This is a genomic window from Serratia sp. DD3, assembly GCF_000496755.2.
Genome location: NZ_AYKS02000085.1, coordinates 35,673 through 47,982, shown reverse-complemented (window position 1 = coordinate 47,982; position 12,310 = coordinate 35,673). Strand labels below are relative to the sequence as shown.

Sequence of the window (12,310 nt, the reverse complement as noted above, 5' to 3'; positions counted from 1 at the left end):
CAAACCCGGTTGGGGTATAGATCCCGCCCAGCCCCGAGCCCCCGGCCTGGATCCGTGCGGCGAGATTACCCTGTGGGATCAGCTCTAACTCCAGTTCGCCACTGCGATAGAGATCATCAAATACCCATGAATCTGATTGGCGTGGGAAGGAACAAATCACCTTGCGGACACAGCCGGCTTTTAGCAGTGCCGCCAGGCCAAAATCACCGTTACCGGCATTGTTGCTAATCAGCGTCAGGTCCCGTGGACGCCGGCGGATCAGCGCATCGAGCAGGGCATAAGGCTGCCCGGCAGGGCCAAACCCACCTACCATCAAAGTGGCTCCATCCGCGATATCGGCTACGGCGCTATCGATGGAAGCTATGCTTTTGTTGATCATCTCTTCTCCTGCATCTGCGGTTGTTTTTACTTGAGGATCTCAACTTAGGGGATTAAAATTTGAGCGACAAGTTCGACTATCGGCTGTTTGTGCGATTATCGGTTTATTTGTTATTTTGATGTTAATTTTGTGATGCAGGTAGATAATTTGATATTTGCCGCTGTACGTCCTGTACTGCTTGCCAACTATCTGCTTAATACGATGATTCATATTAAAAAAGAGAAGCAGTGATGAGTGATGAACCGAAGTTCCCTAGTGACCTGAAGTTACCTAGCGAAGAGCTACAGCGATTGCAGGAAATTGGTGAGTTAACCAACGATAAATATAAGGGCGACCCGAACTTTATGGCCTCGTTGGCCAGAGGGCTGGAAGTGTTACAGGCGTTCAAACCGAACTACTCGGAGATGTCCGTCTCGGAAATTGCACAGATCACCGCCATTCCCCGGGCAGCGGTGCGCCGTTGTCTCTATACCTTGAAAGCGTTGGGCTTTGTTCATTGTCCAGATGGCCGTCACTATCGCCTGTTACCCCGGGTGCTGACCCTGGGGCATGCTTATCTCTCGTCTTCGGAACTGGCGAAAGCGGCACAAAATTCGCTGGATTATCTGAGTAAGCTGCTCAATGAATCCTGTTCCGTGGCAACGTTGGATGGTGACCAGATCCTCTATGTCGCCCGTGCTGGGGTAAAACGCATTATGACCATTGATCTGGGCCGTGGCAGCCGCTTGCCGGCCTATGCGACCTCGATGGGGATGGTATTACTCAGCGCACTTGATACTCAACAGCTAGATAATTACTTATCACGGGTCACGCTCTCGCCACTCACTGAGTTTACCATTACCCAAGCCGAGGTATTACGTGCCGAATTAGCACAAGTTCGCCGCCAGGGATACGCCATCAACGAACAGCAACTGGAAATCGGCCTGCGTTCGATCGCCGTTCCCATGTATTCGCGTAAAGGGGGCGTGGTGGCGGCGATGAATGTGGGGGTTAATGCCTCACAGGTTTCCGCAGCGGAACTGCGGGAACGGGTATTACCCCAGCTACAGCGGGCTGCGATGGAACTGGCGTTATTGCTGTAGTTCCAGCAACGGGCTCAGGGTAATGGCGCGGGTTTAATATAGCTAATGCCTTCTTCTTCATACAGGCTGTAGATCATTTTCAACAGGGTCTTGATATCATCCGATTCATCCAGCAAGCGGGTGCTCATGATAATGGGGGAGACCAGGTATTGCTCATTTAGCGTCTTATAGACAACATCCTGGCGTTTCAAGCTGTGCAGGCACTGGGGAACCAAGGTGATACCTTCCCCGGCGGCGACCAATCCTAAAGCCACCTGTAACTCACGTACCTCCATGATCCTGGCAGGTTCAAGTGCACGATCACGGAAGGTGGCCAACACCTGGTCGGCAAAACTGGGTCGCGGAGTTTGCGGGTAAACAATCAGGGTTTCTGCTTGCAGGTTGCGTAACGTCAATTGAGCACTTTGTGCCAGAGGATGGTCGGCAGCCATGGCGGCCATTAAGATTTCATCCCGCAGCACTACGCGGCGTACGTTGGCATCCTCATAGCGGATACGGCCAAACCCGACATCGATCTCGCCCATTTTCAGTGCCTGGATCTGCTCCATGGTGGTCATTTCTTTCAGACTCATGGCGACTTCCGGGTATTGGGTGCGAAAGCGACGGATCAGGCGCGGCAAAATGCCATATAACGTTGAGGCAACAAAACCGATCGACAGCGATCGTTCGAGCTGACCAACACGTTGGGTCATTGACTTGAGTTCAACGCTTTGCGCCAGGAATTGTAATGCATGGCGGTAAAAAAAACGGCCAGCCTCCGTCAGCTTCAGTGGACGGAAACCCCGTTCAAACAGCGAGACCCCCAGATCCTCTTCCAACTGCTGAATCTGCCGACTCAGCGGCGGTTGGCTGATATGTAGCCGTTCTGCAGCGCGACTGAAATTCAACTCTTCCGCGACAGCAACAAAATAACGTAAATGGCGCAGCTCCATAACTATCCCTTTCCTAGAATGACACCCGCCCTTGATTATACCTTTAAGGTATCAAGTTGATGCTAAATCGGTGTTAGACGGCCAGCATAAGCTGGTTATATGGTCATATACAACCTGAATATATCTACTTGATACCGTAAAAATATGATTAAAACGATTGAAACCCTATTGTTGGATGTACCTGCCATCCGTCCTCACCGGCTGTCGATGGCCACGGTCAATGTGCAGACCTTGGTCCTGGTCCGGGTGTTGTGTGAAGACGGCATTGAAGGCTGGGGGGAGGCGACCACTATCGGTGGCCTGAGCTACGGCGAAGAGAGCCCGGAAAGTGTCAAGGTGAACATTGATACCTATCTGGCTCCGATGCTGGTGGGGATGGAAGCGAGCCAAGTAGCCAAGGTCATGGCCAGGCTGCGTAAGTCGATTCAAGGGAATCGCTTTGCCAAGTGTGCGTTGGAAACCGCCCTGTTGGATGCACAAGCACGGCGGTTGAATATTCCGCTCAGTGAACTGTTAGGGGGGCGGGTCCGCGATGCCTTGCCAGTCGCCTGGACATTGGCGAGTGGTGATACCCAAAAAGATATCGCTGAAGCAGAGAAAATGCTGGATTTGCGCCGCCACCGTATTTTTAAGCTCAAGATTGGCCTGCGTGCGGTAGAGGATGATGTCAAACATGTGCTGGCTATCAAGCGCGCATTGGGCGATGCGGTGAGTGTGCGTGTTGATGTTAATCAGGCCTGGAGCGAGCGGGATGCGGAACAAGGCATTGCGGCACTGGAAGCGGGGGGCATCGATTTAATAGAACAGCCAATCCGGGCAGAAAACCGTGAAGGTTTGGCCCGTTTGGCCCGGCGTTTTACGGTGCCGATCATGGCTGATGAAGTGCTAAAAGGACCACAGGACGCATTTGAATTAGCCTCTCGTGCTGGTGCCGATGTGTTCTCGGTAAAAATCACCCAGTCCGGTGGGTTAACTCAGGCGAGGCAGGTTGCCGATATCGCCAGCCAGGCGGGGATCGACCTTTATGGTGGCACCATGCTGGAGGGGGCAATAGGCACCGCCGCTTCAGCTCATCTATTTGCCACTTTCAGTGAGTTGAAACTGGGCAGCGAACTGTTTGGCCCATTATTGCTGACGGAAGATATCCTGACAGAACCCCTGGTCTACCGTGATTTCATGTTGCACGTGCCCACTGGTCCAGGCTTGGGCATTGAGATTGACCGTGACAAGCTGGCTGCTCTACGCCGCCCCCGATAGAATCTGCTACCAAGGAGACCCGCTATGTTATTTCACGTGAAAATGGATGTGAACTTGCCAGCCACCATGCCGGAGGCAGAGGCCGCGGCACTGAAGGCGACGGAGAAGGCTCAATCACAAGCCCTGCAGGCCAGTGGGCAGTGGCGTCACCTGTGGCGTATTGCAGGTCACTATTCCAACATTAGCCTGTTTGATGTCAGCAGTATTGATGAACTGCATCAACTGCTGTCGCAATTACCCCTATTTCCTTACATGACGATTCAGGTAATGCCTTTGTGTCGCCATCCCTCTTCGATCAGAGAGGATGACCGCTAAGCCATTCTAATAGCCATTACCCCAGTTTATGTCGCTGTTCCCTGGCAGGGAAATACTGCCGGGGAGAATAAAAAAGAAAACCGTTAAACCAAAAAAAACAGCCGCAGGAATGTACCCCCTCGGCTCAGTAATTTTTTACTGCCAATATCAATACGGAGCAATGACATGACGCACAATGACATCGATACCTTGGTCAACAGCTTTATTGTTGACACTGCAAAAGGCGAAGTGGATCCACGTGTTCAACAGGTGACGGTACGTTTAGTCAGTGACCTGTTTAAAGCGATTGAGGATCTGGATCTTCAGCCCAGTGAGATCTGGAAAGGGTTGGAGTATATGGCACAAACCGGTGCCAGCCATGAAATGGGATTACTGGCCGCTGGGTTGGGACTTGAACGTTTCATTGATATTTGCGCCGATGAGGCTGAAGCGAGAGTCGGCCTGACCGGCGGTACACCACGCACCATCGAAGGGCCGTTGTACGTGGCTGGTGCGCCGGTTTGCCAAGGTTTCGCACGCCTGGATGATGGTAAAGAGAGTGCCGAAGGTGAAGTGCTGTTTATGCAGGGGAAGGTATTGGATGCTAATGGCACACCGTTGCCTGGTGCCACTGTAGAGGTTTGGCATGCCAACCTGATGGGCAATTATTCATTCTTCGACAAGAGCCAATCGGCGTTCAACTTGCGTCGCACCATTATCACCGATAGCGAAGGCAATTATCAGTTCCGCAGTATTGTACCCCGTGGTTATGGCTGTCCACCGGAGGGTACCACTCAGCAGTTGCTGAACTTACTGGGCCGCCACGGTCGCCGCCCTGCGCATATCCACTTTTTCGTCTATGCCGATGGTTATCGCAAACTGACTACCCAGATCAATATCGACGGTGACGAGTATCTGTGGGATGACTTTGCCTTTGCGAGCCGTGAAGGACTGGTACCACAGGTGAAAAAGATCTCTGCAGCGGAGCAGCTAGACCGTAAGCAACTCAGCCAGCCTTTTGCCTCCATCGATTTTAACTTTACGTTGCATAAAGAGCGTGCGGCTGCACCGGAAGCTAACGTTGAGCGCAAACGCGCCAAGGCTTGATCAGGCTGTTCACTGTCTCGCGCTGAGGCAATGGAGCCAGCTTAACATTGCGTTGTTCTCAACCGGGACAACGCCTCTCCTCACCATTTTACGATACCCAGATTCAGATATGTTGCAGGACAAAACGCATGACGTTGTGAACCGCGTTTGCGCTGGCTGCAAAGGAGCGAGGCCCAGATGGGCCCGAGTCATGCAGACAACACTGCGACAGCTTGAATGGCGGCGGGTAACTATCAGCTACCTGGGGTGGCAGGGGACCAGTCAGAGGCCGGGTACCCAAGGTATAACAGGAGTATTGATGTGAGCACACCACAAGAATTACAAAACTGGCAACAGGTGATTGAGAATAGCCTCGATTTTCGCCCGCAAGAGGGGGTCTATCGGATTGCTCGATCGATGTTTACCAACCAGGCGTTGTTTGAGTTGGAAATGGAGCTGATTTTTGAGAAGCAGTGGATTTTCGCCTGTCACGAAAGTCAGATCCCCAACCCCCATGATTTTATTACGGTGCAAGCGGGCCGACAGCCGATGCTGGTCACCCGAGATGGCAAAGGGGAGCTACATGCTCTGGCGAATACCTGCCAGCATCGAGGGGCGACATTGACCCGTGTTTGCCAAGGGAATCAGAGTACATTTACCTGCCCATTTCATGCCTGGTGCTATAAATCCGATGGCGCCTTGGCGAAAGTGAAAGCACCAGCGGAATATGGCAGTGATTTTGATAAAAGCCAGCACGGTTTAAAACAGGCACGTATTGCCAGCTACCGAGGTTTTGTTTTTATCAATCTGGATAATGAGTCCGAACAGAGTTTAGACGAGTTTCTGGGGGATACCCGGCTGTTTTTCGACATGATGCTGGAACAGTCAGACACCGCCGAACTTGAGGTGTTGCCTGGCATGTCAACCTACACCTATCCCGGTAACTGGAAATTACAGAATGAGAATGGGCTGGATGGTTATCACGTCAGCACCGTTCACTATAACTATGTTTCGACGGTCGCCCATCGGCGCGAGTTGAATATCCAGCGCAATGGTGTCAGCGATAACACACTGGATTACAGCAAGTTGGGGGCCGGGGATAAAGACACTGACGATGGCTGGTTCTCGTTCAAACAAGGCCATGGCCTGTTGTTCAGTGATATGCCCAATGCCGCCGATGTGCGCCCCGGTTATCGCCGTATCATGCCGAAACTACTGGATAAATACCCGCAGGAACGTGCCCAGTGGACCATGCATCGTCTGCGTAACCTTAATATTTACCCCAGTCTGTTTTTTATGGATCAGATCAGTTCTCAACTGCGAATTATTCGTCCGGTGAGTTGGAACAAAACCGAAGTGATCAGCTTGTGTCTCGGGGTTAAAGGGGAGTCAGACAGCGATCGCGAAAGCCGTATTCGCCAGTTTGAGGATTTCTTCAACGTTTCAGGCATGGGGACGCCAGACGACCTGGTGGAGTTCCGTGAGCAGCAGCGGGGTTTTGAGGCCCGTAGCACACTATGGAACGATATTTCACGTGGTCACCAGCATTGGCAATATGGTCCGACGCGGCACAGTGAGATTTTGCAGATCTCGCCAGCGATCACCGGTGTCGAAATTACCCATGAAGGATTGTATGTCAACCAGCACCGCGCATGGCAGCAGATGATGCTCGCGGGATTAAAGAAAAAAATACAGGCGGCCTGCTGAATCGGCGATTAGCCCGCGATGACGGAGAGACATCATGCAGAATATGACACCTGAGCAACGGCAATATGCCGTCGAGCAATTTTTATACCAGATGGCTGAGGCTTGTGATAATCAGGATTGGGATCACTACCTCAGTTACTTTGCAGAAAATGTTGAGTTTCATGTTCCTCAGTGGCGCAGTGAGCATGAATATACCCAGGATCCGCGACGGGAAATGTCGCTGATCTATTATGCCAACCGTGCAGGCTTGGAGGATCGGGTATTTCGTATCCGTACGGGTAAGTCCGCCGCCTGTACGCCAATGCCACGCACGTTGCATTTGATTAATAACGTCCGTTGCCAGCCTGAACAGCAGGGGCAACAGGTTATCCATGTCAACTGGTTGACCCATTATTACCGCTTTGGTGAAAGCCGCCATTTTTTTGGCCGAGCGACTTACCATCTGCTTTGGCAAGACCAACAACTAAAAATCACGCGGAAACACGTCCTGGTGCTGAATGACAAAATTGACTCAGTGCTGGATTTTTACCATCTCTGATTGGCTACAGCGCGGTGGCGATGACCACCGCGACGACTAGCCGTCTTGACGCCAACCGTATTAACATTAACCGTATAAACATCAACCGTATAAACACAGGAGCAATCATGACTCACAGCGCAGCCATTATTTTTCGCGATGGGCTTACGCAATTTATCCAGGTTGAGCCGAGTGAAACCCTGCTGGATGCCGCTTTTCGTCACGGGATCCAGCTCCCCCTGGATTGCCGTGAAGGGGTGTGCGCCACCTGCCGTGGGGTATGTGAAGCGGGCAGCATCGAAATGGAGTATGTCGATGATGAAGCGCTGAGTGCTCACGAGCTTGAACAAGGGCATATGCTGGCTTGCCAGACAAGGTTGAAGTCATCTGGGACTTTCTATTTTGATATCGACTCCAGCATTTGCCATCTTGCCCAGCAGAGCTACCGTGGGCGAGTGAGCGCGTTAGCGTTGCTCTCGGATACCGTAGCAACGCTGGAAATTACTCTGGAGCCAGGGGAAGCTGAATTGCACTATCTGCCCGGGCAGTACGCACGTATTGAGGTGCCTGGCAGTGGGGAAAGCCGCGCTTACTCTTATGCCAGTGGTAGTGTCCAATCAGGCCGGGTGCGCTTTTTGATCCGCTTGTTGCCGAGCGGATTGATGAGTGACTATCTACGCTCGGGTTGTCAGGTGGGGGAGAGCATTAACTTTACCGCTCCGTTTGGTGCATTTTATCTGCGTGAGGTAACGCGCCCACTGCTGTTTATTGCAGGCGGCACCGGGTTATCCGCGTTTCTCAGCATGCTGGAGAGTCTGGCAGAGAAGGGGGGGAGTTACCCGCCGATCCGGCTTTACTATGGTGTTAATCGCGAGAGTGAAATCAGTGAGTTGCAACGGCTTGATGCGCTGGTGGAACAGCTTGATCATTTTAGCTATCAGGTGGTGGTCGCCACCCCAGGCGCTGAGTGGCAAGGTAAAAAGGGCTGGGTGACGGATGCGCTAGAAGAACATCAACTGCAACAACCCTTTGATGCCTATTTATGCGGGCCTCCACCGATGATTGAAGCGGCCAGTAACTGGTTATCGGCTCACCCCATTGCCGAGCATAAGGTCTATTTCGAGCGCTTTATTTCCAGTTAAGACCTTAGCAGTGCCATTTTCTTGCTTTTGGGCGGGGATTATTTTTGGTGATGGTGATGGTGATGGTGCGAAAATACATGGAGCATGAGTAGAAATTGGGGGGAGAACAGCAAACAGTCAGCTCCAGGCTAGGTGTGCCTGGAGCTGACAAGGTGCTTACTGCTTGGTTATTAGTGCTTAGGCTTTGGCTGCTTGCGCATCCGCCTGAGCAGACTGAATTGCCGTCAGTGCTACGGTATAGACAATATCGTCAACCAGCGCACCGCGGGACAAGTCGTTTACTGGCTTACGCATCCCTTGCAGCATTGGCCCGATGGACACCAGATCAGCAGAGCGCTGTACCGCTTTGTAAGTGGTGTTACCGGTGTTCAGATCAGGGAAGATAAACACTGTGGCTTGACCCGCAACCGGTGAATTAGGTGCTTTGGACTGAGCCACATCCGCCATGATCGCCGCATCGTACTGCAGTGGGCCATCAATGATCAGGTCTGGGCGTTTTTCTTGTGCCAAACGCGTGGCTTCACGCACTTTATCAACATCGCTGCCAGCACCGGAGTTACCGGTAGAGTAAGAGATCATCGCTACACGTGGGTCGATACCAAATGCCGCCGCAGAATCAGCAGATTGAATAGCGATTTCTGACAACTGTTCAGCCGTTGGGTCTGGGTTGATGGCACAGTCGCCATAAACCAGTACCTGATCCGGTAACAGCATAAAGAATACTGAAGACACCAGTGAACTGCCCGGTGCAGTTTTGATCAACTGCAAAGGTGGGCGGATGGTATTGGCGGTGGTGTGGACTGCACCGGAAACCAGGCCATCAACCTCACCTTTCTCCAGCATCAGCGTACCCAGAACCACATTATCTTCCAGTTGCTCGCGGGCAACCACTTCGGTCATCCCTTTACTCTTACGCAGTTCAACCAGACGTGGTACGTAGAGTTCGCGCACCGCGACTGGGTCGACAATCTCGATGCCTTTACCCAATTCAACGCCTTGCGCTGCCGCAACGCGCTTAATATCTTCTGGATTACCCAGCAGCACACATTCGGCAATACCACGTTCGGCACAAATAGCAGCGGCTTTCACGGTACGTGGCTCGTCGCCTTCTGGCAGCACGATACGTTTGCCTGCATTGCGTGCCAGTTCAGTCAGTTGGTAACGGAACGCTGGTGGCGACAGGCGACGTGAACGCTCTGACGCTGCGGTCAACGAATCGATCCATTCATTGCTGATGTGGCTTGCCACATAGTTTTGCACTTTTTCGATACGTTGATGGTCATCTGCGGGCACTTCAAGGTTGAAGCTTTGCAGGCTGAGTGACGTTTGCCAGGTGTTGGTATCAACCATAAAGACCGGCAAGCCGGTTTCAAAGGCACGTTCACACAGTTTGTTAATTGAGGCTTCGATCTGGTAGCCACCGGTGAGCAAAATAGCACCGATTTCCACCCCGTTCATGGCGGCCAGACAAGCGGCAACCAGCACATCAGGACGGTCGGCTGAGGTGACCAGCAGAGAACCCGGGCGGAAGTGCTCCAGCATATGCGGGATACTGCGCGCACAGAAGGTGACGGATTTGACCCGGCGGGTCATGATGTCACCTTTGTTAACCACACAAGCTTTCAGGTGGTGAGCCATATCGATAGCACGGGTGGCGATCAGATCAAAGCTCCAAGGTACGCAGCCTAAAACCGGCAGGGGGCTGTTGGCAAACAACACCGCAGGGTCAATATTAGCTATACTGGCTTTGCTTGAGTCATCAAAAATTTCAGACAGGTCTGGGCGTGTACGGCCCTGATCATCCACCGGAGCGTTTAATTTGTTAATGATCACGCCGGTAATGTTTTTGTTCTTGCTGCCGCCAAAACTGGTACGGGCCAGTTCAATACGCTCGGTCAGTTGTGCCGGGGAGTCATTGCCCAGTGCCAGAACAAAGACGATTTCGGCATTCAGCGTTTTGGCAATTTCATAGTTCAGCGCATTGGCGAACTGATGCTTACGGGTGGGAACCAGGCCTTCGATCAGCACTACTTCTGCATCTTTGGTGTTCGCGTGGTAACGGGCCACGATCTCTTCCATTAACACATCTTGCTGGTTGGAACTCAGTAGACCTTCCACATAACTCATGCGCAGCGGTTCTGCTGCCGGAATGGTGGAGTTACTGCGGATGATCGCCGTCGTCTGGTCAAGAGTGTCGCCGCCGCTGCGTGGCTGGGCAATCGGTTTGAATACGCTCAGACGAACGCCTTTCTGCTCCATGGCGCGGATAACACCCAGGCTGACGCTGGTCAAACCAACGCTGGTGCCGGTTGGGATCAACATAATTGTACGTGACACAGAATAGTCCTCTTCACGGTTTATAGCCTGCAACGGGGCGCAGACAAAATGTGGCTCTAAAACAATATGCGGCTCTAAAACATATTTGGGTCTAAAACCATATATGGGCTCTAAAACAACACCGTCAGCCTAAGCTGACGGTGTGAAGAACCTTAATGGGTTAGACGGAACGCATCTTGTGCGATGACCAACTCTTCATTGGTTGGGATCACCAGCGCCAAGCGGCTGCCATCTTTAGTGATATTACCCGATTTACCGAAACGAGCAGCCAGGTTGCGATCATGGTCAATCTCAAAACCGAGCAGGCCCAGTTTGTCGAGGGCCATTTCACGGACCATGGCAGCATTTTCACCGATACCACCAGTGAAGATAACGGCATCCAGGCGGCCATCCATCAGAGCACAATAAGCGCCGATATACTTGGCCAGACGGTGGCAGTAGACATCCATAGCACGTTTGGCATCGGCTTTGGTTTCGTAGTTATCTTCTACATAACGGCAGTCACTGGTGACTTCAGTGAGGCCCAGCAGACCTGACTCTTTGGTCAGCATCTTGTTGATCTCGTCAATGCTCATCCCCATAGCATCGTGCAGATGGAAGATGATGGCCGGGTCGATATCACCACTGCGGGTACCCATCACCAAACCTTCCAGTGGGGTCAAGCCCATAGAGGTATCGACAGATTGACCGTTGCGAACCGCAGTAACGGAACCGCCATTGCCCAGATGACAGGTAATGAGATTCACTTCTTCAACCGGTTTGTTCAGGACTTTTGCCGCTTCTTGTGTGACGTAGAAGTGGCTGGTGCCGTGTGCACCGTAACGGCGAACGCCATGGTCGCGGTATAAATTGTACGGCAGGGCATACAGATAGGATTCTTCAGGCATCGTCTGATGGAACGCGGTGTCGAAGACGGCAACGTTTTTATCCGTCAGCTCAGGGAAAGATTTTAACGCTTCTGCAATACCGATCAAATGGGCAGGGTTATGCAGTGGTGCAAAAGGGACGGCATCTTTGATACCCTGTAGCACTTCGTCGTTGATAACGGCAGAGGCGGTGAACTTCTCGCCACCGTGAACAATGCGGTGACCGATGGCGACCAATTGGGCGGAAAGCTCAGGTTTTTGTGCCAGAATAGTATTAACGATGAAGTGCAGCGCTTCGCTGTGCGCAGCCCCAGCACCCAGTGCCGCTTCTTGTTTGCTGCCATCCATTTTCCATTTAATGCGGGCCTCAGGAAGATGGAAACACTCGGCCAGACCAGAGAGGTGTTCTTCACCGTTGATGGCATCAATAATGGCGAATTTCAGAGAAGAACTGCCGCAGTTAAGAACCAGTACTAGCTTACTCGACATGGAAGTACCTACTTAAATTGTTGGTGTTGGTATTAAAAAGTCCAATACACGTGGTGAATAAAATGTCAACTACTCATCAAGCGTAGCGCATAATGGCTTTGACATTTATGATTAACATCATGTCAGTGACAGAAAGGCCATGATGATGAATAACGTGTTGATTATCCGGTGATTAAATTACCCGGCTCTGCATTCCAATCGCATGCAAGTTGCCGCCAATCA

At 52.0% G+C, this 12,310-nt stretch carries 11 protein-coding genes; 7 read left to right on the top strand and 4 right to left on the bottom strand.

Features of this window, described 5'->3' with window-relative positions; genetic code table 11:
• Positions 1–379: 3-oxoacid CoA-transferase subunit A (locus IO95_RS16990; RefSeq protein WP_037386252.1), on the bottom strand; the 379-nt coding region annotated here is incomplete at its 3' end.
• A 230-nt stretch (positions 380–609) separates the two neighbouring features.
• Between IO95_RS16990 and IO95_RS16985 the strand changes: the two genes are divergently transcribed.
• Positions 610–1,461 (top strand): IclR family transcriptional regulator C-terminal domain-containing protein, encoded by an 852-nt coding sequence (locus IO95_RS16985; protein WP_023491543.1) that lies wholly within the window; start codon positions 610–612, stop codon positions 1,459–1,461.
• 14 nt (positions 1,462–1,475) lie between these two features.
• Here the strand turns inward: IO95_RS16985 and IO95_RS16980 are convergent, their stop codons facing one another.
• Positions 1,476–2,393 carry a LysR family transcriptional regulator gene (locus IO95_RS16980; RefSeq protein WP_023491544.1) on the bottom strand — a complete coding sequence of 306 codons (918 nt, stop codon included), beginning with the start codon at positions 2,391–2,393 and terminating at the stop codon, positions 1,476–1,478.
• Between the two features lie 144 nt (positions 2,394–2,537).
• Between IO95_RS16980 and IO95_RS16975 the strand changes: the two genes are divergently transcribed.
• From IO95_RS16975 to antC, 6 genes are all read left to right on the top strand, one after another.
• Positions 2,538–3,650, top strand: a complete 1,113-nt coding sequence (locus IO95_RS16975) for a muconate/chloromuconate family cycloisomerase (protein ID WP_023491545.1) — start codon at positions 2,538–2,540, stop codon at positions 3,648–3,650.
• 24 nt (positions 3,651–3,674) lie between these two features.
• Positions 3,675–3,965, top strand: coding sequence for a muconolactone Delta-isomerase (catC, locus tag IO95_RS16970; protein WP_023491546.1), 291 nt, complete (start codon positions 3,675–3,677; stop codon positions 3,963–3,965).
• Between the two features lie 165 nt (positions 3,966–4,130).
• Positions 4,131–5,051: a catechol 1,2-dioxygenase gene (gene catA, locus IO95_RS16965; protein WP_023491547.1), complete on the top strand. Its 921-nt coding sequence runs from the start codon at positions 4,131–4,133 to the stop codon at positions 5,049–5,051.
• A 300-nt stretch (positions 5,052–5,351) separates the two neighbouring features.
• Positions 5,352–6,737 carry an anthranilate 1,2-dioxygenase large subunit gene (antA, locus tag IO95_RS16960; protein ID WP_023491548.1) on the top strand — a complete coding sequence of 462 codons (1,386 nt, stop codon included), beginning with the start codon at positions 5,352–5,354 and terminating at the stop codon, positions 6,735–6,737.
• 34 nt (positions 6,738–6,771) lie between these two features.
• Complete coding sequence (gene antB / locus IO95_RS16955; RefSeq protein ID WP_023491549.1) at positions 6,772–7,275, top strand: anthranilate 1,2-dioxygenase small subunit; 504 nt, start codon at positions 6,772–6,774, stop codon at positions 7,273–7,275.
• Between the two features lie 107 nt (positions 7,276–7,382).
• On the top strand, positions 7,383–8,396 hold the full coding sequence (antC, locus tag IO95_RS16950; RefSeq protein WP_023491550.1) for an anthranilate 1,2-dioxygenase electron transfer component AntC: 1,014 nt from the start codon (positions 7,383–7,385) through the stop codon (positions 8,394–8,396).
• A gap of 177 nt (positions 8,397–8,573) precedes the next feature.
• Here the strand turns inward: antC and pta are convergent, their stop codons facing one another.
• Positions 8,574–10,733, bottom strand: a complete 2,160-nt coding sequence (pta, locus tag IO95_RS16945) for a phosphate acetyltransferase (protein ID WP_023491551.1) — start codon at positions 10,731–10,733, stop codon at positions 8,574–8,576.
• Positions 10,734–10,885: 152 nt separating this feature from the next.
• Positions 10,886–12,088, bottom strand: a complete 1,203-nt coding sequence (gene ackA, locus IO95_RS16940) for an acetate kinase (RefSeq protein ID WP_037386249.1) — start codon at positions 12,086–12,088, stop codon at positions 10,886–10,888.
• Between the last annotated feature and the right edge of the window lie 222 nt (positions 12,089–12,310).